This is a genomic window from Granulicatella elegans (genome assembly GCF_020735385.1).
In the GTDB taxonomy this organism is placed as follows: Bacteria; Bacillota; Bacilli; order Lactobacillales; family Aerococcaceae; genus Granulicatella; species Granulicatella elegans_B.
This window is the reverse complement of record NZ_CP085953.1, coordinates 1,206,744-1,229,584: the sequence shown is the minus strand read 5'-3', so window position 1 is coordinate 1,229,584 and position 22,841 is coordinate 1,206,744. Positions and strand designations below refer to the sequence as shown.

At 33.2% G+C, this 22,841-nt stretch carries 24 protein-coding genes; 2 read left to right on the top strand and 22 right to left on the bottom strand.

Features of this window, described 5'->3' with window-relative positions; all coding sequences use genetic code 11:
- Positions 1 to 6 precede the first annotated feature (6 nt).
- The 14 genes from LK443_RS06145 to LK443_RS06080 all read right to left on the bottom strand — a co-directional run bounded on the left by LK443_RS06145 (position 7) and on the right by LK443_RS06080 (position 10,469).
- Positions 7 to 1,320 carry a C39 family peptidase gene (locus LK443_RS06145; RefSeq protein WP_227931067.1) on the bottom strand — a complete coding sequence of 438 codons (1,314 nt, stop codon included), beginning with the start codon at positions 1,318 to 1,320 and terminating at the stop codon, positions 7 to 9.
- Between the two features lie 23 nt (positions 1,321 to 1,343).
- Positions 1,344 to 2,519: a nucleotidyltransferase gene (locus LK443_RS06140; protein ID WP_227931066.1), complete on the bottom strand. Its 1,176-nt coding sequence runs from the start codon at positions 2,517 to 2,519 to the stop codon at positions 1,344 to 1,346.
- 8 nt (positions 2,520 to 2,527) lie between these two features.
- Positions 2,528 to 3,283: a class I SAM-dependent DNA methyltransferase gene (locus tag LK443_RS06135; RefSeq protein WP_227931065.1), complete on the bottom strand. Its 756-nt coding sequence runs from the start codon at positions 3,281 to 3,283 to the stop codon at positions 2,528 to 2,530.
- On the bottom strand, positions 3,280 to 3,642 hold the full coding sequence (gene rsfS, locus LK443_RS06130) for a ribosome silencing factor (RefSeq protein WP_227931064.1): 363 nt from the start codon (positions 3,640 to 3,642) through the stop codon (positions 3,280 to 3,282). Before rsfS ends, LK443_RS06135 begins: the two co-directional genes overlap by 4 nt.
- Positions 3,639 to 4,241 (bottom strand): bis(5'-nucleosyl)-tetraphosphatase (symmetrical) YqeK, encoded by a 603-nt coding sequence (gene yqeK / locus LK443_RS06125; RefSeq protein WP_227931063.1) that lies wholly within the window; start codon positions 4,239 to 4,241, stop codon positions 3,639 to 3,641. Before yqeK ends, rsfS begins: the two co-directional genes overlap by 4 nt.
- Positions 4,238 to 4,864, bottom strand: a complete 627-nt coding sequence (locus tag LK443_RS06120; protein ID WP_227931062.1) for a nicotinate-nucleotide adenylyltransferase — start codon at positions 4,862 to 4,864, stop codon at positions 4,238 to 4,240. Before LK443_RS06120 ends, yqeK begins: the two co-directional genes overlap by 4 nt.
- 1 nt (position 4,865) lies before the next feature.
- Entirely contained in the window at positions 4,866 to 5,192 is a 327-nt protein-coding gene (gene yhbY, locus LK443_RS06115) for a ribosome assembly RNA-binding protein YhbY (RefSeq protein WP_227931061.1), read from the bottom strand.
- 15 nt (positions 5,193 to 5,207) lie between these two features.
- The gene (gene yqeH, locus LK443_RS06110) at positions 5,208 to 6,323 is read right to left on the bottom strand and encodes a ribosome biogenesis GTPase YqeH (protein WP_227931060.1); all 1,116 of its coding nucleotides are present in this window, start codon (positions 6,321 to 6,323) and stop codon (positions 5,208 to 5,210) included.
- Entirely contained in the window at positions 6,316 to 6,846 is a 531-nt protein-coding gene (locus LK443_RS06105) for a YqeG family HAD IIIA-type phosphatase (protein ID WP_227931059.1), read from the bottom strand. Before LK443_RS06105 ends, yqeH begins: the two co-directional genes overlap by 8 nt.
- 18 nt (positions 6,847 to 6,864) lie before the next feature.
- Positions 6,865 to 7,128 (bottom strand): hypothetical protein, encoded by a 264-nt coding sequence (locus LK443_RS06100; RefSeq protein ID WP_227931058.1) that lies wholly within the window; start codon positions 7,126 to 7,128, stop codon positions 6,865 to 6,867.
- 83 nt (positions 7,129 to 7,211) lie between these two features.
- The gene (locus tag LK443_RS06095) at positions 7,212 to 7,442 is read right to left on the bottom strand and encodes a YkuJ family protein (protein ID WP_227931057.1); all 231 of its coding nucleotides are present in this window, start codon (positions 7,440 to 7,442) and stop codon (positions 7,212 to 7,214) included.
- Positions 7,443 to 7,541: 99 nt separating this feature from the next.
- A complete protein-coding gene (locus LK443_RS06090) occupies positions 7,542 to 8,414 on the bottom strand; it encodes an NAD(P)-dependent oxidoreductase (RefSeq protein WP_227931056.1) in 873 nt (290 codons plus the stop codon).
- The gene (locus LK443_RS06085) at positions 8,411 to 9,637 is read right to left on the bottom strand and encodes a glycosyltransferase family 4 protein (protein WP_227931055.1); all 1,227 of its coding nucleotides are present in this window, start codon (positions 9,635 to 9,637) and stop codon (positions 8,411 to 8,413) included. Before LK443_RS06085 ends, LK443_RS06090 begins: the two co-directional genes overlap by 4 nt.
- A 223-nt stretch (positions 9,638 to 9,860) precedes the next feature.
- On the bottom strand, positions 9,861 to 10,469 hold the full coding sequence (locus tag LK443_RS06080; RefSeq protein WP_227932458.1) for a superoxide dismutase: 609 nt from the start codon (positions 10,467 to 10,469) through the stop codon (positions 9,861 to 9,863).
- 197 nt (positions 10,470 to 10,666) lie between these two features.
- On the opposite strand from LK443_RS06080, the gene LK443_RS06075 reads away from it, so the two are divergent.
- Positions 10,667 to 11,998 (top strand): DEAD/DEAH box helicase, encoded by a 1,332-nt coding sequence (locus LK443_RS06075; RefSeq protein WP_227931054.1) that lies wholly within the window; start codon positions 10,667 to 10,669, stop codon positions 11,996 to 11,998.
- Here the strand turns inward: LK443_RS06075 and LK443_RS06070 are convergent.
- Complete coding sequence (locus tag LK443_RS06070) at positions 11,928 to 13,700, bottom strand: IS1182 family transposase (RefSeq protein ID WP_227931053.1); 1,773 nt, start codon at positions 13,698 to 13,700, stop codon at positions 11,928 to 11,930. The two genes, LK443_RS06075 and LK443_RS06070, sit on opposite strands and share 71 nt — an antisense overlap.
- A gap of 156 nt (positions 13,701 to 13,856) precedes the next feature.
- Positions 13,857 to 14,645: a DUF1189 family protein gene (locus LK443_RS06065; RefSeq protein WP_227931052.1), complete on the bottom strand. Its 789-nt coding sequence runs from the start codon at positions 14,643 to 14,645 to the stop codon at positions 13,857 to 13,859.
- 191 nt (positions 14,646 to 14,836) lie between these two features.
- On the opposite strand from LK443_RS06065, the gene zwf reads away from it, so the two are divergent.
- Positions 14,837 to 16,297, top strand: a complete 1,461-nt coding sequence (zwf, locus tag LK443_RS06060; RefSeq protein WP_227931051.1) for a glucose-6-phosphate dehydrogenase — start codon at positions 14,837 to 14,839, stop codon at positions 16,295 to 16,297.
- A 336-nt stretch (positions 16,298 to 16,633) separates the two neighbouring features.
- On the opposite strand, the gene pepF is transcribed toward zwf, so the two are convergent.
- From pepF to LK443_RS06030, 6 genes are all read right to left on the bottom strand, one after another.
- Complete coding sequence (gene pepF, locus LK443_RS06055) at positions 16,634 to 18,421, bottom strand: oligoendopeptidase F (protein ID WP_227931050.1); 1,788 nt, start codon at positions 18,419 to 18,421, stop codon at positions 16,634 to 16,636.
- Between the two features lie 129 nt (positions 18,422 to 18,550).
- Positions 18,551 to 18,751: a cold-shock protein gene (locus LK443_RS06050; protein WP_006703068.1), complete on the bottom strand. Its 201-nt coding sequence runs from the start codon at positions 18,749 to 18,751 to the stop codon at positions 18,551 to 18,553.
- A 241-nt stretch (positions 18,752 to 18,992) separates the two neighbouring features.
- On the bottom strand, positions 18,993 to 19,274 hold the full coding sequence (locus LK443_RS06045) for a hypothetical protein (protein ID WP_227931049.1): 282 nt from the start codon (positions 19,272 to 19,274) through the stop codon (positions 18,993 to 18,995).
- 52 nt (positions 19,275 to 19,326) lie between these two features.
- The gene (locus LK443_RS06040) at positions 19,327 to 20,874 is read right to left on the bottom strand and encodes a ClC family H(+)/Cl(-) exchange transporter (RefSeq protein ID WP_227931048.1); all 1,548 of its coding nucleotides are present in this window, start codon (positions 20,872 to 20,874) and stop codon (positions 19,327 to 19,329) included.
- 134 nt (positions 20,875 to 21,008) lie between these two features.
- Positions 21,009 to 21,794 carry an ABC transporter ATP-binding protein gene (locus LK443_RS06035; RefSeq protein ID WP_227931047.1) on the bottom strand — a complete coding sequence of 262 codons (786 nt, stop codon included), beginning with the start codon at positions 21,792 to 21,794 and terminating at the stop codon, positions 21,009 to 21,011.
- Positions 21,795 to 21,804: 10 nt separating this feature from the next.
- Complete coding sequence (locus LK443_RS06030; protein WP_227931046.1) at positions 21,805 to 22,695, bottom strand: ABC transporter permease; 891 nt, start codon at positions 22,693 to 22,695, stop codon at positions 21,805 to 21,807.
- Positions 22,696 to 22,841 lie beyond the last annotated feature (146 nt).

Genomic DNA, 22,841 nt, shown 5'->3' with positions numbered 1-22,841 from the left:
TTGCAATCATTTTTTAGTAACAACTTTTTCTACAACCGTAAATGGACCACCTAATTCGATATCCCCTTCATCGAAACTTCTTTGATTCCATAAATCATCGATATCAAACCATCTACTATTCCCATTATTTTCAGGGTCTCTAACAAATGTTTTACCATCTTGGTATCCACTTAATACAATGGCATGAGATCCGTCTGCTACTTTAACAAAATGTCCTGGCCCAACACAAGCTAGTATCGTTTTCCCTTCAACTAAAGCTTGTTTAACATCTTCTTTTGTATTAATGACTTTATAATCAAATCCCCATGCTTTCAGTGCTGCTGCTGCACCTTTTGCTCTAGTTCCAACATAGCCATTTGTATTCATCGACTCAGTATTTTCAATAATCCAACGTGCTACTTCAATCGGTGTTGTATTCTCGCCAAACCCATTGAAAATCATTGAAAGAGAAGTTGGTACACATCCTGAAGCAGCCATTGTAATTCCTTTTAATATTTCAGAACCCCATTGAGGGTCTCTTTGGAAGTACCATGGAGTATTTAATGGTTTAACATACTCGACCCATTTTCCATTTTCATCTACATAATATTTTTCTGAATCTACCCATGCTTTTGTTGCCATTTTTCCATCAGCATATAAATAGTAATCCCCTTCCCATTGAGAACGAGCATAACTTCCACCATTATTTAAATAATACCATGATTGATAATTTGGATCATAAATCCATTCAGCATCCGCCATTTTACCGTATTGTTTTAAATAATAATCTCCAACCCATGTTGCATTAGCGTATGCACCACTGCTCGTTAAATAATACCATCCTTTATAGAATGAATCATATAACCATTGATTAGAAAGCATTTTTCCATCCTGACCTAAGTAGTAATCTCCAACCCATGCATTTTTAACGACTTCTCCAGTTTCAGAAAGATAATACCAAGCTCCTTCTTTTTCATTAAAAATCCATTCTTTTGTAATCAGAGTACTATTTTTATAATACTTTCCTTCTTTTAATTCGATATTTTTTCCAACAACTAATTTTTCTTTTTGTACTTGAGCTGTTTTTTCAACTTGTTCTTTAGCTTCTTTAGTTGTTTTAGTTTCTTTTGGTTCAGCTTTAAGTTCTTTAGTTTCTTCTTTAACTTCTTTATATTGTGGGATTTCTTTTGTTAATTTATTTTCTCCCACTTCTTTTAAGTTTGCTGGCTTTTCTTCAATTGTTGTTAACGTATTTGTTTCAACATTTTTTGCTTCTTCAGCATATACACTTGAAATTGGAAGTAAGCCTAGACCAAGTAATGCTACTACTTTTTTCTTCATTCACTTTTATCCTTTCTTTCACACTATTTCATCACAGGCATCGATTGCCGAGCAGAATGATACCCAGATGGGTTCATTATATCATATATGTTATCAAATTTCTTTTGTAATTCTAAGACAGGATTAGCATAATTTGTTATAAAGTTTGTCTCTTCTTCTCGTAAAGTTTTTAAATATTCTCTTCCTGTTTCATTAAATCCTAAAACGGTCACTTCTTTTGGTGAATGAATCGTTTCAAAATGTTGTTTTACTTGTTCTTTTGTAATTCCTAATAACACATAGATGCATAAGCGTTGTAATCTCGCCCAAGTCCATCGTTTATTTTTCAATAATTGAATGAATTCATCAAACGAATTTGCTTGAAGTAAGAATTTTTTGAACCGATATTCCATTCCTTCATCCATTTGATAAATCATTCTTAATTCTTCCACACTACTTCGTTCTAGTTGATACTTTAACAATGCCCAATACTGCTCCCAGTTATTTCGATATTCATCTGAAAAAACTTCTTCTAAATAAGGTAATTGAGAAAGCAATTGATGATTTCTATCCACTTTTAACAATTGTTTCCGTAATGCAGTCCCACTGGCGAACTGTCCTTCTTGGATTTTTTCATCTAAATGTCCATTTCCTATTCGTTCAATCGTTATAAATTCCATCGGTAGATTGTGCGACAAAATTTCTTTTACATAGGCAAATCCTAATTGTTGATTCGGTTGTTGCATTAATCGATAGAGTGGGCTATTTTCTCCAAACGTTTCCTTTGAAATCAACGAAAGTCGATTGGCATAAGTTAGAGATTTCATCTCGTCATCTGTCACATCTTCTTTGATTCGTGTTTGTAGGGTACCCCATTCTTCAAATGCTACTTGATAATCAACGGATGTATCTTCTACTCCAAAAGCAATTTCCTGGCATTTAGCAGCATGCAAAATACCAACGCCTCCAGCAGCAAACCAATCTGTGGCTTGTGTACTTGAAAGTGTTGGTAATTCTAATACCAGATCTGCTCCATTTTCTAGAGCCATTTTTGCACGATGCCATTTATTCTCAATCGCTGGTTCGCCTCTTTGAACAAAATTCCCGCTCATCGTAATAACAATGACATCTACATCTGTTTGCTTTCTAATTTGTTCGATTTGATAATGGTGACCTTTATGAAATGGATTATATTCTGCAATAATTCCACAAGCTTTCATTTAATTCCTCATTTCAATGCAATAAAAAACCAACGTGGCGAAGTCTCTTCCACTTCTGACTCACCAAACTCAGCTTTTACCCATACTTTTTTAAACCCTACCATTTCAAGAGCTTCTTGATACCATTCCATAGGGAAAGTTTGCTCCACATGCACTTCTTGAAAATGCTCAAATAATGCTTTACTCGTTTGAGATTCGTCACGGACAAACATATCGATGACATGTTCCACACTTCCAGGTTCGTCTAATTCATAACTTTGCCATAAAAACGCTAAATCTTCACTCGTATAATGATATTGGTATCCTGGAAATACTTCTTGCATTTGATAGAGAGAATGCACATCAAATAAAAACAAACCATCTTCTTCTAAATGATTGTGAACAGTTTTAAAGACTTTAATAGTATCTTCAAACTCCGTTAAATAACAAAGTGAATCAGAATATAATGTAATAGCGTCAAAAGTCTCTAATCCATCTAAATCACGCATATCTTTTTGAACCCAATTAATCGAAGGGTATTCTTGTTGATATTTTTCTTTTGCAATATCTAACATTTCGTTCGATAAATCAACTCCGGTTACTTGGTAACCAGTCTCTGTTAGGAGCGTAGAAACTTCACCCGTTCCGCAAGCTAATTCCATGACTTTTTGAATGTTTCGATCCGTATACCTGTTAAAAGCGTCTTTTGTAAGCTTCACCCATAATTGGTATTGTTCATGATCCATTACTTCATCATATACATGTGCGAAAGTTTGATAGGTCATTCTTTTTCACTCGCAATATTGACGATTGGTGCGTCATTCCATAATTTTTCTAAATTATAATATTCACGGTCTTCATAGTAGAATACATGTACAATGACATCGTTTAAGTCCATTAAAATCCAACGTGCATTGTCTTTCCCTTCGATGCTTTTTACTTCAAAACCTTCTTTATGTACTTCTTCTTCAATCGCATCTACAATTGCTTGTACTTGTTTTTCATTTTTCCCATGAGTGATGACAAAGTAATCTGCCACAGGTGTTAAGTGTCCCACTTCTAATGCAACGATTTCTTGCGCTAATTTATCATCTGCTGCTCTTAATACTACATCTAATAATTGTTTACTACGATTTTCTGTCATAAGTTTCCTCTTTCTATTACTAAATAATTATACACTTCTAATGTTCCAGGATATATATATACTTCTTTTTCAATTAAATACTGCAAAGTATGTCTTACTAAATATCGAACTGCTTCATCAATATTATATCTAGCAATTTGTCTTGCATCTTCTACTCCTGGATAATTTCTTCCATCTTCAATGGCATCTGCTACAAATAAACATTTAGACAAACGAGTCATTTTAGTCCCACCAATCGTATGTTCACGAATAGCGTCTAAAATTTCTTCATCTTGAATGTCTAATTCATCTTTTAAAATTTCTGCTCCAACAGGACCATGTAAAATTTCAGATGATTGATTTTTTAGTTGATGTGACAACTGTTTTTTGACCACTAATTCTTGTAATTCTTCTAAGGGTCTTTCTTTTGCATAATCATGAATTAACGCTGCTAAAGAAGCTTTTGTAACATCTACTCCATATAATGTCGCTAATTCCATGATTTTCTTTTCCACTCTTAAACAATGGTCAAATCTTCTTTGACTCATTTGAGAGTGCACTTGATGTAAAATTTTTTCACGACTCAAAGAAGAATAAGGAGAAAAATCTACTACTGTCATTCTTGATACAATCCTTTCTCAAAAATATATTCTTCTACACTTTCTGGAACCAAGTAACGAATACTTTGTCCCCATAACACATTTTTACGAATTTGTGTTGAACTAATTTCCATTTGAGGCGCTTCAATCCATAATACTGGATATGGAGTTTCCTTTGGGTAACCGGGACGACAAACTCCAACAAATTGAACTTCATGAACTAATTCATCAATTCGATGCCAAGTCGGTAAATAATCGACCATATCGCCACCAATAATAAAGTAATAGTCCACCTCAGGATTCTTTTCTTTTAAGAGTTGAATCGTATCGAAGCTATAACTTTTTTCAGGACGTTCTAATTCAATCGTTTCAAGTTCAAAATGATAATTATCTTGAATAGCTAATTGGGTCATTTCTACTCGATAATTGGCATCAATCGTCTTCTTTTCATCTACATGAGGTGGAATATGGCTCGGCATAAAATAGATTTTGTCCAAATTCAATTGAACTCTTGCTTGCTCTGCCATAATTAAATGTGCCATATGAGGAGGATTAAAACTTCCTCCTAAAATTCCAACACGCTTTTGTTTTCCACTAAAATCATTTTGTTTTACTTTTGGACAAAGCTTGATGGATTGCATCATATTATCGCCCTCTTTTTACAAATTCTGCAAATCGAATCGAAATATCACGATTTTTTGGATTTTTAGCTTGTTTATACAATACAATCGTATGTCCAATGACTTGAATAATCGTGCTACCTGTTTGTTCTGCTAATATTTCAGCAGCTTCCTGAGGTTCTTCCATTGTATTTTGTAATAAACTGACTTTAATTAATTCACGTTTTTCAATCGCAAATTGGATTTGTTGAATCATTTCTTCACTTAAACCGCCTTTTCCAATTTGAAAAATCGGCTTAATACTATGAGCTTCTTTTTTGAAAAACTGTCTTTCTTTTCCTTTTAATTCCAATCCAATCCCTCCTTTTTATATAATCGATGGACGTTTAATAACGTCTACTTCTTTTGGACTCCAAACTTCAATGGTTCCTGGTTTTTGAATCGTTATCCATCCTAAACCTGCAATCACAATATCTGATTTTTCTTTTACTGAAAAGACTGTCTTATGTAAAGTAGGATATTGTTTCACATGATTTCCTGTAGGAGGTGTTAAAATCGTCCCATTATGTCTTGCATAAAACTCATCCGCTTTTTCTAATTTTGTACGATGTAATTCAATCGTTTGTGGCGTATAAAATGTTAAGGAATTTCTTTCCCCTTTTGTATAATCCACTCGTACAAGTCCACCAATAAAAATCGTTTGTTCAGCATTTAATTGGAAAGTTTTTGGTTGTAATTCTTTTTGAGGTAATACCTTTTTCACTTCTTTTTCTGCTAAATAGTGAGCGATTTGATGACGGTGAATAATTCCTGGAGTATCAATTAAGCTTGATTTTTCATCAAATGGAATCTCAATTTGCCCTAATGTAGTTCCTGGAAATTGAGAAGTTGTAATAACGTCTTTTGTTCCACCAATACTTTGAATTAACTTATTAATTAAAGTAGATTTCCCTACATTCGTTACTCCTACTACATAAGCATCTTTTCCTTGACGATATTCATTCATTTTAACTAATAATTCATCAATTTGAATGCGTTTATTCGCACTCACTAAAATCGTATCTACTGGACGAATGCCATATTCTTTTGCAAAACGTTCAATCCAATTTTTCAAACGATTACGATTCACTGATTTTGGATATAAATCCACTTTATTGGCAACGAATAACACTGGATTATCTCCAATAAAACGTTTCAACCCTGAAATCATACTGCCATATAAGTCAAATAAATCGACAACATAAACAACTAGTGCATCTTCTTCTGCAATCGAAGATAACATTTTTAAGAAATCATCATCACTTAAAGAAGCAGGTTGTAATTCATTATAATTTCTAAGTCTAAAACAACGTTGACAATAAACGGGTTCTTCTTGTTCTAACATTTTCGTCAATACACTTGTAGGAGTATAGCCGATTTCTTCATGATTTTCTGTTTGAATGGTTGCGCCACATCCCATACAAAAATAGTGGTTTTCAGTCATGGATTTTCTCCTCCCATTTCTCTGAGTAATTTTTTCCATATAATATCGTTAGGATTAGATTTTCAAAAAAGCGATTCACTCTTGTTTTTTTAGCATCTGATAACTTTAAAGGCTTTACTAGTATCGTTTTAATGCCAAAAGTTCCTGCCCCTAAAATATCTGTCAATAATTGGTCTCCAATCATCACTATTTCATCTTTTGTTGCAGTTGTTTTACTCAATGCTGTTTTAAATCCTTTATGCAGTGGTTTTAGTCCTGGAAAAACGTACGGAACACCTAATTGTTCAGCCACTCTTTCAATACGATTTTTTCGATTGTTAGATACTAAAATGATTTCAATCTGGTTTTCTGTCAACTTTTGAACCCATGTTTGTAAAGCTTCATTTGTATCTAATTCGTCCCACTCCACTAATGTATTATCAATATCTGCAAAAATTGTTTTGATTGATTGTTTTTTTAAAAACTCAATGGAAATGGATGAATAATCTTTCATCAACCACGTTGGTGTTAGTTTAATGGACATATTTCTCCTCTATCTTTGTTATCTTTTTTCAACTCGAACGCCTAATGGATCGATAGTCAATACTTGAATAGTATAATTTTCTAATTCGCTTGGTAATTGCTCTTGTAAATATTGGGCAATACTTGGTGCTTTATCTTTTGAAGATAACACCATCACGGTTGAACCCACTCCACTTAAGCACGTACCAATCGCTTCTTTTTTTGCAAGCTTGCGTACCGGTGTTAAAAACGGAATTAATGTTTCACGATATGGTTCATGGAATAAATCTTTTTCTACTTTCATCGCAATTCCAAATTTTTCTTATGTATAAATATTGAAAAACCACAGCACACATGTTATAGGCGCCGTGGTTTATCACAAAGTCATTAATCTTGTAATAGTTCAAAAATTTCAATTGCGACTAAATCGATATCATCAAATTGGAATGTTTGTTTTGTCTCACACTCTTCTAACTCAAAGCTATCTGCTTCTTGATTAAATGTCACAACACATTTTTCAACACCATCTTTTTCAAAACGACGAATTTCAATATCCGTGCTTTGATCCGCCATTGTTTGTAGACGTTGCACAATTGCAACTAGTTGTGAAGGTTTCATGTTGCTTTACCCCTTTCAGCTTTCTTAATTTCTATTCTACCATAAAACTTTTTTAGATTATATGAAAATCCTTTTAAAAATCATACTTTTTTATAATTTTTATTCTGGAAGTGTCCAATATAAGTGGATTAGCGCTTGAGTTCCTAAATCGCCGTAACCATCATCACAAACTGTTTCATATAATTTTCTTGCTTGTAAAGTTGCTGGTAAAAATAATCCCATTTTTTCTGATTCATCAATCGCAATTCGTAAGTCTTTTAAGAAATGCTTTGCAAAAAATCCTGGACTATAATCTTTTTTCAAAATTCTTGGTCCGTAATTCGACAATGACCAGTTCGCTGCACTTCCTGCTCCGACTGTTTGAAGTACTTTGTCTAAATCTAATTCTGCAGCTTTTGCATACACTAACATTTCAACTAATCCTGTCATTGTACCAGCAATCATAATTTGATTCGCCATTTTAGTATGTTGACCAGCTCCATTTTTTCCTTGTAACGTGACTGTATTTGAAAAGGTCTCTAAAATTGGACGTACTTCTTCAAATACAGCTTCCTTACCTCCAACCATTGTAGATAAGGTTCCATTTTTCGCTCCTAAATCGCCGCCAGAAACTGGAGCATCTAAGGCTTCACATGAAAGTTTTTCAGCTTCTTCTGCAATTTTCTTCGCTAAAGAAGGAGTACTCGTTGTTAAATCAATCAGTACCATCCCCTCTTGTAATCCCTGAAAAATCCCTTGTTCACCAAAGTAAACTTCTTCAACATCTGTTGGATAGCCTACAATTGTTAACACGACATCAGACTGAGTTGCTACTTTTTTTGGACTATCCGCCCATGTAGCTCCGGCATCTACAACTGCTTGCGCTTTTTCTTTTGTTCGATTATATACCGTAACCGAATAACCAGCGTTTAACAAGTGCTTCACCATTGAAGAACCCATTACACCCGTTCCAATAAAACCTATTTTCTTCATTCTTCATCATCCTTATCATCATCATAGATTTTGAAAAAATTCATTTTTTCTAACCAAGTTTTCGTATTTTCTTTATCATGTTGATAATGATCAATAGCATCTTGATAAAATTCTTCAACTTTTTTAGCAAAAGTTACAGAAGAAATCTCTTCTAATAATTGATTTTGCAAGTCTTCAACTTGATGAGAAGCTTGATTGCAACATTCCAAATAAGTCAACACGCTAGAAGCAATATCTTCATCTTTTTCAAACAACATTCCTAATTCTGGTTTAGTAATAAATTGTTGTAAATAATCATTTTTCTTCGCAATAACTGGAATTTTATTGACTAAAGCTTCTAAATAAGTCAAGCCTTGACTTTCTGACTCAGAAGCATTCACGTATAGATCCGCCATTTGATAATATTGAGACACTTGATGATGCTCCACTTCACCTGCGAACTGTACATGAGATGTAATCCCTAATCTTTCCACTTGTTTTTCAAGTTGATCTTTTTCTGGCCCTCTACCAACAATACAACATTTCACTGATGAATCTTTTTCTAAAATTATAGGCATTGCATTTAATATTGCTGCAATATTTTTTTCTTTCGATAAACGGCTTAACGATAATAGTACTTTATCTTCTTTTGTATATCCTAACGTTTCACGTAACTCTTCAGCAACTTGTAGATTCATTTCAGGAATTTCAACACCTGTTGGAATGACTCGAACTTCTTGAGTCACTCCATAAGATAATAACTTATCTTTGGTCATTTGACTTGGTGCAATGACTCCACGAGTTTGATTACAAAAGTTTTTAGAAATGTATGCCACATGACTTGGTCTTAAAATTTTCCCATTCGCAATATAGTGTAAATATTTTTCATACATCGTATGATAAGTATGAATAGTCGGAATCCCCAACATTGCTCCTAAAATTTTTCCAAGCAATCCTAAACTAAATTCTGTTTGAGTATGGATAATATCTAATTCATATTCTTGAGAAACTTTATAAGCTTCAATAAAACCTTGAACGGCAATTCTTCTTTCTTTAAATGAAAATAATGGAACACTTCCTAAACGAACGATATTCCATTCTGGCATCGTAGCATTTGGATCAGTAGTTGTAAAAATAATAACCGTATGTCCAAGACGTTCTAATTCTTCTTTTAACACTCGCACAGACGTAGCAACGCCACTGACTTGAGGGAAATAAGTATCGGTAAAAATCCCTACTCGCATAACTTCCTCCTTAAATATCTCTATTTGTCTTTTAATTCGTACTAATTTATTTTACACGTATCCCTATTATATACGATAGTCCAATATCTGTCACGGAGTACAAGAAAAATCATAAATAAACGCATCTCATATGATTCTAAACAAAGTTATACCACACTAAAAAAACTCTTCAAGCATTCCCACTGGAATCTCAAAGAGTTAACAAATCAAAATTTCTTACAAATTATTTTGCTGCTTCATAACGACGAGCTACTTCATTCCAATCAACTACATTCCAAAATGCTGCAATGTAATCAGGACGACGATTTTGGTAGTTTAAGTAATAAGCATGTTCCCAAACATCTAATCCTAAAATTGGAGTTTTACCATCTGTTAATGGGTTATCTTGGTTTGGAGTAGAAACTACTTCTAATTCACCATTTGAAACAACTAACCAAGCCCAACCAGAACCGAAACGAGTTGCTGCTGCTTGAGAGAATGCTTGTTTAAACGCATCAAACCCACCGAATTTGCTATCGATTGCTGCTGCTAATTCGCCAGTAGGTTGACCTCCACCATTCGGTGAAATTACTGTCCAGAATAAGCTGTGGTTTGCATGTCCACCACCATTGTTACGAACAGCTCCACGAATATCTTCTGGTACAGATGCTAAATCTGCTACTAATTCTTCCACACTTTTTTCAAATAAAGCAGGGTGTTTTTCTACTGCTGCGTTTAAGTTTGTTACATAAGTGTTATGATGTCTGTCATGATGGATTTCCATTGTTAAAGCATCCACATGAGGTTCTAACGCAGAAAACTCATACGCTAATTTTGGTAATTCATAAGTCATCATTAATTCCTCCTAAATAGTACAGTTTTAATCACTGTTTAATATCTAAAGGATAACATTATTTGATATGTAAACGCAATTTTTTTGCTTACTTTTTCAATATTTTCCCTCTCATTATTCGTTCTCTTTTTAAAATCCTTAAAAACTATGGTATAATAACAACGCTTCAAATTAGATTATAGAAAAGAGATGAAAACATGAAATTTACAGATTATCAATTACAATCATTTTTACAGACGGCTTTAGAGAAATTATCATTCTCTACTCCAACTAAAATTCAAGAAAAAATTATTCCTTTATTATTAAAAGGAGAATCTGTTATCGGGCAATCCCAAACAGGAAGTGGAAAAAGTCACAGTTTCTTACTACCACTTATTCATAAAATAAATCCGGAAAAACAAGAGTTACAATTAGTCATTACTGTTCCAAGTCGTGAATTAGCCGAACAACTAGTTCGAGTAACTGCTCAATTAATTAAAGATGCTCCTACTCCAATTTTATTAGAAAAATGTGTCGGTGGAACTGACAAACTTCGTCAAGTTCAAAAATTACAACAAACAGCTCCTCATATTGTCATTGGAACACCTGGAAGAATTTTCGATTTAATGCGAGAAAATGCTCTACTTGTTCAAACGGCAACGATGATGGTCGTTGATGAAGCAGATATGACATTTGATTTAGGATTTTTAGAAACAGTCGATGAAATTGCTTCAAGAATGCCCAAAAATTTACAAATGTCCGTATTTTCTGCAACTATTCCAGATAAAATTAAACCATTCCTTAAAAAATATCTTGGAAATCCAAAAATTATTCATGTAGAACATAAACAATTAGTTTCACCAACGATTACAAATCAATTACTAGTGACGAAAACACAAAATCCATTAGAAGTATTATTTGAACTGATTACACTAGGACATCCATACTTAATGTTGATTTTCGTAAATACTAAGCAAAAAGCGGATGAAGTTACAGCCTTTTTACGTGAGAAAAGTTTAAAAGTGGCTACTATTCATGGAGATATTCCTGCTCGTGAACGTCGTCGTGTGATGAAGCAAATTCAACAAATGGAATATCAATATGTTGTGGCAACAGATTTAGCTGCTCGAGGCATTGATATTGAAGGTGTTTCTCATGTGATTAACTTAGAAATCCCTAGTGAATTAGAATTTTTCATTCACCGTGTTGGACGTACTGGTCGAAATGGTTTAGCTGGACAAGCAATTACTTTCTACACACCTAACCAAGAACAAGCTATCCAAACGCTTGAAGCAAAAGGAATCTCTTTTGAAACAATGGAATTAAAAAATGGAGAATTAGTGGAAAGTTATGACCGTTCTCGCCGTGAAAAAAGAAAAAATACCCAAAGTTCTGACTTAGATCCTCGCTTAAAAGGTATGATTAAAAAAGCGAAAAAACATGTTAAACCTGGATACAAGAAAAAACTAACTCATGAAATTAAACAAAAACAAAGAATTGAACGAAAAAAACAAAATCGTCAATCTTCAAGAAAGAAAAATAGTAAATAAAGAAAAGAGGCTGGGCAAAAAGTCTCAAAAATAGAAGAAAGCACGTCCCGATTTTGACTGAAATCAAAATTAGGACGTGCTTTTTAATAAATTCAGTAAAATCAAGGGGGATAAACCACCCTTGATTCATATTATTTAAGATATATTTCCTTAATCTCTGCAAATTCATCCCTAAAAAGAGCAGACCAATGTCATTATGAACTGCATTTTTACCTCTAACATGAGTTCTGCGCATGCCAAAATTGCGCTTCATTTGACCGAAAACTGGCTCAACTTCAATTTTTCGTTGAGCATATATACTACTTCCACGGTCACTATGTAACGCTTCTTTAATCGTTTCTTTATAAGATTCCCAAACTTGGTTTACACGGATTTGACGTTGTTGTCCAGTAGGAGTTTTCGCTAATTCATCCAATGCTTCTGTTTCTTGAATTGAATCTGTCTCATACACTTTAAATCTACGAGTAAATCCATTCTTATCGTTTCTTGTTGAATAATATTTAAAACTAAATTTTACACCTAAATGATCAATATAATAATCTTCCTCTTCATTGTAATACCAATTTTGTCTATTAGATGGATCATTTTTAAATTTCTTCGTTTGTTCTTTTTCGTACATTGTGTAAGGAATCAAAGGTGTCTTTTCATACTCTTCAAGAATCAATTGATAGTTTTCTTCACTACCGTATCCAGCATCCGCAATAATAATAGAAAATTTGTCTAATAGTTTAAATGAATTTAAAAATGGTTTAAGAGTACGCATATCTGTAGGATTAGGAAATACATCAAAACCTAAAACATATTGATGATTCGTTGCGATTTGAAGATTATAGCCAGGTTTTAATTCTCGATTTTTCATGGCATCTTCTTTCATACACATAAAAGTAGCATCGTTATCTGTTTTAGAATAACTATTCCGGTTATCAAATGTTTCCTTAGCTATCGTATATTTTTCTTTACGAGGCAGAAAATCTTTTTCAAGTTGACGTTTAAAAGAATTTAACAAGCGTTTTTTCTGTTTGTTTTTAGAACCACCAACAATATGTTTAGGTTCTTCTTCAATGAGTTCTTCTAACTGTTCTAGAGAGTTATTAGTAGCTTCAATCATGGCATGAACACCATATTCAGTAATTTTTTCTTCTTCTGATAAAGCAATATTCACTTGATTTTGAATTAATTGATCATATAATGTACTAATTTTTTCATTTAAAGCTTCATCATATCTTTCAATAGCTTTACGCCATACAAATGAATAACGATTGGCATCTGCTTGAACTTTTGTACCATCAATAAATAAACTATCTGAATCAATAATATGATAGTGTTGGAGTAATAAAGTAAAGTATACGAAAATGTTTTTAATGATAGAGGAAAACTGTTCATTACTTCTAAAATTATTAATAACATGGTAACAGACATAAGTTTGTTGAGAAAGCCACTGCATCGGAATATTTTCTTCATTTAATTGAACAATTTTTCTACCACTATACGTAGAACGAGTATAAGCGAAGAGAATCATTTTTAATAACATACGAGGATGATGAGCAGGTCTACCCATTTTTGATGTTGTATTAGGAAAGATAATAGAATCTGGAATAGAATCTACAAACTGATTAATAAATTGAGCAATGTGGTTTTTAGGGACGGTTAATGTAAAATTTAGTTCTAAAGTATCTGTTGGTGTGGTATAATTTTTGTACATAGGAGTCACCCTTTCTTATTTTATTTCATTCAAACTTATTATAACAGAGGTAGACTCCTATGTTTAATTTATAAGACTAAAAAGCACTATAAAATCCTGTTTCAGAATTTTATAGTGCTTTCTTCTATTTTTGAGACTTTTTGCCCAGCCTCTTTTTTATGATGGTCGATTATTTTTTAAAAATTCTCGAATTCCTAAAGCCCAATTAAAGGAAGTTGCCAAAAAGAGGAACTCTCCTGGCCCAATAAATCGAATTCCTAGTAAATCAATCATCGTATAAATTAATACAGGTAAAACAGCGGCTCCTAGAACTACTTGCCAACCAATCGGTTTAGGAAATCGAATATATACTTTCATAAATAAAACAGCTATCACTTTTACGATAAAAGAAACAATCCATAAAATAATAAACAAATACACCGTATTAAAAAGAAAATACAGCACAAAAACAATGAGTAAACTTAACCAAATAGTTTGTTGGAAAGTACCAGCAATATCTTTAAAAAATGATTTATTCATGTTTTCTAACTGGCTTAACTCAATTTTTTGATGATTAATAGTTGTTTCTAAATAAAAACCATCTTTTAATAAGGCGAATACAGGAGTATTTGAAGATGTTTCATTTAATAAATCTTCACTGGTTGTCTTTCCGCTTTCATCAAAAACAAATATTACACTATCTGTTTTATAAACAAAGCCTTTATTTTTTTCTTGAGTGATTAATTGCTGATTTTTCACTTCAAATTCTGGTAATTGTTGACTAATTTCTACTAAATCCTGTCCTAAAGAATGAAATAATGCAGTCATTTGAATCATTCCTGGCAACATTAATAATAAAGTTAATAAGAAAAATACACGTTTTGAGGACTTCATTGGTTTAGCAATAATTTTCCATAATTGTGTCGGTTTGAAAATTGCTATCCTCAAAAATTCTTTTATGGTCATTTGATACACTCCTACGAATTGAACTATTGTGTTTAATCTAACACATTTTACTTCCTACTTGCAAGAAATGCCCTTTATTTCAACCCGATCTTTCATTTACAAAAATAAATTTCATTTTCAGTTCAATTATTAGACATTTTTCCCTTAATATTTTACACTGGAAAAGAAATCTGAACTAGGGGGCATTCAATATGCAAGAACAAAAAGTATTGATTACTTTTTTTGGTGCTACAGGTGATTTAGCAAGTCGTAAATTATACCCAGCACTATTTCGTTTATTTCAAAAAGGATTTATCCGCAACCATTTTGCGGTCATTGGTACAGCTCGTCGTGAATGGACGGATGAACATTTTCGTGAAGTTGTTATAAAATCTATCCAAAGTTTAACAGAAGATGTCACTCAAGCAGAAGAGTTCGCTAGTCACTTTTACTATCAAGCACATAATGTAATGGATACTCATCATTATGTTGTATTAAAAGAATTATCTGAAAAATTAGACCAACAATATGGCATCGAAGGAAACAGAATTTTCTACTTAGCAATGGCTCCTTCATTTTTCGGAACCATTACTCAACATTTAAAAGACGAAGCTTTATTAACAGAGAACGGCTATAATCGTTTAATTATTGAAAAACCATTCGGGAAAGATTATGAATCTGCTCAAACTTTAAATGAACAATTACGTCATTCTTTTGATGAAAATCAAATTTATCGTATCGACCACTATTTAGGAAAAGAAATGATTCAAAACATTACTGCTGTTCGTTTTGCAAACCGTGTTTTCGAAACAATGTGGAATCGTAATCATATTGATAATGTTCAAATTACACTGGCTGAACAAGTGGGTGTTGAAGAACGTGGTGGATACTATGAAACAAGTGGTGCTTTAAGAGATATGGTTCAAAACCATATTTTACAAATTTTAGCATTAGTCGCTATGGAACCACCTCAATCATTTGAAGCAGTTCGTCAAAATAAAATTAATGTATTAGAACAATTACGTCACTACTCAGCTGAAGAAGTTGCTAAAAATTTTGTTCGTGGTCAATATGGATCTTCATTAGATGGTTCCTCACCTGGTTACCGTCAAGATCAAAATGTTTCGAATGATTCTAATATGGAAACTTATGTAGCTGGTAAAGTCTTTATCGATAATGACCGTTGGAAAGATGTTCCATTTTATGTTCGTACAGGTAAGAGCTTAGATTCTAAAACAACTGTGATTGACGTTGTGTTTAAAGAAGCAGATTCTCCACTATTCGAAAACGAAACAAAAGGAAAATGCCCTTCAAATCGAATTTCTATTCATATTACTCCTAAAGAAGGCTTCTGCTTTGTTATCAATTCAAAAGCGGTAGGAAATTCATACGGATTACGAACAAGTCATTTAGAAAAAATCTTTGATAAGAATTTTGGTTTAAGCAGTCCGGAAGCTTATGAACGTTTAATTTTAGACTGTATGGAAGGCGATATGACGAACTTCACTCATTGGGAAGAAGTTGCTGCATCATGGAAATTTGTAGATCGTATTCGCCAAGCATGGGATAATGATTCATCTGTACAATTCCCTAATTATCCTGCCGGTTCATCTGGACCACAAGAAAGTTTTGACTTATTAGCTCAAGACGGACGTTGTTGGGTACAAAAATAGATATGAAAAAAGAGTTAGAGGACTTCCCCTAACTCTTTTTTTGAACGAATGCAATATAGTAATAGATCAAAAACTCATCTTAACGCTCTATCATGTAGTCACGTAAGTAACGAAAGACTTTTAGGCATGAGACCGCAGGGCTGCTAGCGTCCTAGTACTACCTCAGTCAAGTCTATTCGTTAACGCTCTCTCATGCATCCACGTAAAAACGAAAGACTTGACACCGTAGTACGAGCAATAGAATCTGCTTCACAGATTCTATTGCAGGAAAAGTTGAGACCTTAGGCTCAACTTTTAGGCATGAGACCGCAGGGCTGCTGCCGTCCTAATACTACCTCAGTCAAGTCTATTCGTTAATCTAATCAATTCTTTTACATATTCCCCAATTGTCTCAATTGTATTTCTCAACGGCTCATCTGTAGAAACATCTACCCCTGCAGCCTTAGCAAGCTCCTCTGCAGATTTAGAACCACCCATTTTAAGAACTTCTACCCAATTAGCAGCTCTATCAGGATTCTCTTGAATCATTTTAGCAACTTCAGTTCCAATTGTTAATCCAGCAGAATAAGTATAAGAATATAATCCCATATAATAATGCGGCTGTCTCATCCAAGTTAATTCTGCTCCCTCTGTTAGCACAACAGAATCTCCCCAGAATTGTTCCAATGTTTGACGATAAATTTGGTTCAATGCTTCCGCATCTAAATTTTTACCCTCATCAACTAATCGATACACTTCTCTTTGATAGTGCGCTTCTAATAAATGCGTCACAAAATTATGGTAATAAGTTTTACCAATCATTTGCGAAATAATCCAACGTTTCATTCTATCATCTGTTGCATGTTGCAATAAATAATTTTCCACTAGTAACTCATTAGCAGTAGATGGCGCTTCAACAAAGTACATTGATGGTCTTGATAATTGAATATTTTGATGTTGATGCGCTAATTGAAAATGTCCAGCGTGACCTAATTCGTGTGCTAATGTCATCACATCATTCATACTTTCCGTAAAGAACATTAAAATAAATGAGTTCGCTCCATAAGGGGACGCACAAAATGCTCCTGTACGTTTTCCAATCGTTTCCGCATAATCAATCCATCTCTCGTCAAAAGCTCTCTTCATAATGGCTAGATAAGATTCTCCTAGTGGTTTTAACCCATCTAAAATATATGCTTTTGCTTCTTCATAGCTCACTTTTGGTGAAAAATGAGGATCTACTTCTAACTTTAAATCTTCATAACGCACTTCATCTAACTGATAAATTTTTCCAATTAGTTGAGCATAACTTCTCATAATCGGTGCTAAATGTTCCATAATTAAATCAATTTGACGATGATATAATTCTCTAGAAACTTTTTGGCAATCTAGTAAATAATCAATGACTGAATCAAATCCTCTTAAAGTAGCCATCGTTTTTTCTTTTTGAACTTGAGCATTATAAGCAGAAGCTGTACTATGTTCATATTTACGTAATGTATTTGAAAACACTTCGAAAGCTTTTCTTCTTACACTTGTATCTTCATCTGACTCTAACCGTTTTTCAAAACTATTGTATGTCATTTCAAATTCTTTTCCATCTACTATAAAATTAGGGAATTGAATATCTTTGAATTTAATATCATTGTAGTTTTGATAAGGAAAATCTAATGTATTTCCTAGTGCCGCTAATACAGATTCTACCTCTTTCGATAATAAATGTTGTTTATCTTCTAATAATCTTTCCAAATAAATGTTATTTTCTGGATTTTTTGAAGCTTCTGCTAACAACTCTTCCTCTAATTGGCTTAATTCTGGAGAGAAGAAACTTAATGTTGCATCACATTCTGCGACTAATTTTCTCGTTTGTGCTAAACGATTTTGTGCTTCTCTGTCCTTTGTATTCGCATTTACTGCTAAACTTGCATATTGAACAATTTTTCCACGTAATTCTAAAATTTCACGATAATCTGCTAAACTTTGATGAATCGCTTCTACAGTGTTGATTTGATTTTCAAATGTTTTACAGAATTTTTCAACCAATTGTTTATAGAATTCAATAGACTTTTTATAAGCCTCTTCTGTTTTGAATAATAATGATAAATCCCATGTTTGTTCTACTGGAACTACTGTTCTTTCTTTCATGTTATCACCTCTTTATAGAATAGACCCATTGTAGAACGAATTAGAAATACTGTCAAAATTATTTTCCAAATCACTTTTCAAAAAAAATAGAGGCTAGGAAATTCCTAACCTCTTTCTTAATTGATAAAATTATAGTTTTACTACGTTAGCAGCTTGAGGACCACGTGCGCCTTCTTCAACTTCGAATTCAACAGCTTGGCCTTCGTCTAATGATTTGTATCCTTCTGATTGGATAGCTGAGAAGTGTACGAATACGTCACTTCCGTCTTCGCGTTCAATAAATCCAAAACCTTTTTCCGCGTTAAACCATTTTACTTTACCTTGTTCCATGAACATTTTCCTCCTTGTGCCAAAAGCACGGTTATTCATATTTCTGCTTGTGGTTCAAAAAGGAGTTCTTAAATATCCATTTCTTTCCCTAACAAAAACACTATAGTCAGTATAACACAATTGAAAGCCTTTTACAAGTCGATTTCCGAACAAATTTAGAAAAGCTCTCAAATGATTCCTTAATAAAATAATGAAAAAAGTAAAAAAATAAGAAAAACTTTCACTCTTTTTATTTAAAATGTTATGGTTTTTCTGATAATTGTTTAATTTGTTGCTCTAATTGCTCAATTTTCAACTCTTGCTGTTGAATTTGCCCTTTTAATTGAATAAACTCTTCTCGATAAGACTCAATTGGTGTTTTTGTACGTTTAGAAACCGTATTAAATAAATAAACGACACCAAATAATACAACGATGATGAATAATAAATAAAGCCAACTAGTATTTTTACGTGAAAATTTTGCAAATGAATCTCCGAATTCTTTTAAGTCATCATTTTGTGGACTTAGGTTATGTTCAGTCATTTCCTTCTATCCCCCTTCATTTCCATTTATCATAGGAAGTATACCATAAAGTTTAAGAAAACGGTAATTCCTTGGATAATAGTGTCATTGTTTCAAATCTTTCACCAAGTAATCCTTCATCACAAACAACAATAAGGATATCTCCAGGTCGCATAATTGTGTCACCACGAGTAATTTCTTCTTTTGCTCCCCTTCTCACAGTCGCAATAACGATATCTTTTGGCCACGGAATATCTCGAATCATTTTTCCTACTAAAGGACTTTCTACCATTACCGGTACTTCAAAAGTTGTTCGTTTACCTTTTGTTTCATGCGGATATTCTGAATCTAAACGTTCCGCTAAAATTTCATAGATTGGACCCATCTTCAAATAGTCAGCTACAATATAAGCTGTCAACGTACAAATTCCCAGTGGCATTAATTGGTTTAATCCTCCAACCATTTCTGTTACAAGTAATAAAGCAGTTAAAGGAGCTTTCCCAATTGCAGCAAAGTATCCCGCCATTGCAAAGAAAACAAAACTCACTCGCAAATTTGGATCTACTCCAAAAAACTGAATCAATACTTCTGCATAAACTAAACCTAGTAGCGCACCAAGTGAAAGAATCGGAAGGAAAATACCCCCTGGTAGTCCTGTTCCATAAGAAAGCATGGAATAAAATAGACGAAGAATAAATAAGAATGCTAAAAATTGAACCGTATGATTTTCTTGAAGCAATTCTAAAATCATTTCCCCGCCACCACCTAATACGTGTGGATTCCATAATCCTAATGGGATAATCGCAATAAAAGCAACGATACAATAATAGTAATTAGGGATAAACGGGAATAAATTTCCATAAATGGCTGGTAATTTTAAAGTATAATGATGATATATCCATCCAAATAATCCTAAAACAATTCCTAATACAATCACATACCCATAATGCGTCATTGGAAATAATTGATCATTTCCTAAATTTAAAGAAGGGCGTGCTCCAAAAATATTTAATGATACGAAATTTGAAACGATAGCAGCCGTTAGAGTAGTTAAAGCCACTAATGGACTAAATGTATGATGAACTTCTTCTAATACAAACATTAAACCAGCAATTGGTGCATTAAAAGCTGCCGCTAATCCAGCGCCCGCACCACTTGAAATCAATATACTTTTTTGAACTCGATTACTCTTCAATCCTTCCGCTACTCCTTGTGCTACAGAAGCTCCTAATTGGATAGACGGCCCTTCTCTTCCAAGTAATAATCCTGACCCAATCGAAATAGATCCCGCCACAAATTTTTTCCAACAAACAGACCACCAATTCATGTCCAATTTGCCTTGTAATTGTAGTTCTACTTGTGGTATCCCACTCCCTTTAATATCTGGATCACTTTTTACAATTTGACCTAAAATCACAGCCATTACCATAGAAAATATGAACCATACCGGTATCCATTCTGGAGATTCTTGTAAATATGAATAAACGGTAACAACTCCTTCTAATATTTTTCCAAGAAATAAGCGGAATAAACTTACCGTTGTTCCAACTAGTATTCCTATAACAGCACCTATTGCAATATAACTGCTCTTTCCAAATTGTTTACTATTAAACAATCCCACTTTAAAACATCCTTTCAATTTCTAATTATTTCTATTATACCAAATTCCATTAGAATAAAAACTGTAATTCTAAATAAATGATAAATTCTATACAAAAAAGCAGACACTCATTACAAATGTCTGCCTGTCCATTATTAAGCTTCTTGATTGAAATCTGCTTCGTCTAATTCTGCCATTAATTGGTATAATTTTTCTTCTGTTAGTACATCTTTTTCATCTTTTTCGAACACTCGAATAATTTTTCCACGATGCATCATCATTAAACGATTTCCATATCTTAAGGCATCTGATAAATTATGCGTAATCATTAAAGCAGTTAATTGTTTTTCTTCAATAATTTCCTTTGTTAATTGCATAATTTTTCGTTGTGTTTTTGGATCTAGTGCAGCAGTGTGTTCATCTAATAATAATAATTCAGGAGTTCGTAATGTTGCCATTAATAACGAAACTGCTTGTCTTTGCCCACCCGATAATAATCCAATTTCTGCATCTAGTCGTTCTTCTAACCCCAATTGCAAGGGTGTTAATAATGCTTTAAATTGTTCTAATTCTTCCGCTGTATATCCTTTTCTTAAGCCACGTTTTAGTCCTCTTCTTAAAGCTAAAGAAAGATTTTCAGCGACTGTCATACGAGGTGCTGTTCCTTGCATTGGATTTTGATAAACACGACTAATATATTTTGCCCTTTCGCATTCAGCTGTTTGTTCAACTGCTGCTTCTCCCATATAAATATGTCCTTTATCTAATGGAAAACTTCCTGAAATGGCATTTAAAAAAGTTGATTTTCCTGCACCATTTCCCCCAACAATTGTAATAAAATCCCCTTTATGGATTGTTAAGTTAACATCAATTAATGCATCATGACTTCTATTTGTATTTGGGTAAAATGTTTTATGAACATTTTCAATTCTAATATCCATCTTCTACCTCCTATTGTACACTTTTACGGTGACTAATTTTATAAATCGCTTGTTTAATTTGCGGAATCGTTAAGCAAATGGCGATTAATGCTGCAGATAATAATTTGAAATCATTTGGATCAAAAATATTTAATCGTAAAATAGACGCTTGTAGTAAACGATAAATAATTGAACCAAAAATAATACATACTAATCTTCCTACAAATGATTCATCTGCAAAAATCACTTCTCCAATAATAATTGCTGCTAGCGCAATAACAATTGTTCCTAAACCAGAGTTTACATCTGCATAACCGTTATTTTGAGCTAACACAGCTCCCGCCATTGCAATTAATGCATTCGATAACATTAAAGCAAATACTGTCATTTGATTCGTGTTAATTCCAAGAGAAATAGCCATTTTTTCATTATCCCCCGTAGCAATTAATGCTTGACCAATTTCAGTTGTAAAAAAGACATACATCACTACGATTAGAATTCCGACAAATATAATTCCGATTAAAATAATATCAAAATATTTCGGTAATTCCATTCCCTCTAAAAAACTAAAAATCGTTTTATAATTTAATAAGGATAAATTTGGACGACCCATAATTCTTAAATTCACAGATAATAACCCTGTCATTGTTAAAATTCCGGCTAACAAGCTAGGTAATTTACATGCCGTAATTAAAAATCCTGTAACATATCCTGCTAAGGCGCCTACAAACATCGCAATAAATGTCGCCAAAAGAGGATGTACACCATGTTGAATACACATGACACAAGTTGCTGCTCCTAATGGGAAGCTTCCTTCTGTTGTCATATCTGCAATATTTAAAATTCTAAAACTAATAAATAAACCTAATGATAAAATTCCCCAAAGTATTCCTTGAGAAATCGCTGAAATAACTAAATCCATATTTTCCTTCCTTTTCTATTAAATCTATGTGTATGAAACTCAATGACTACTATAGCGTATTCCATCCATATCAGCTATCATTATGAGTATTCTTTTTAATAAACCATTGAGAGCAGACAACTTTCTTGTCTAATCCCTCAATGATA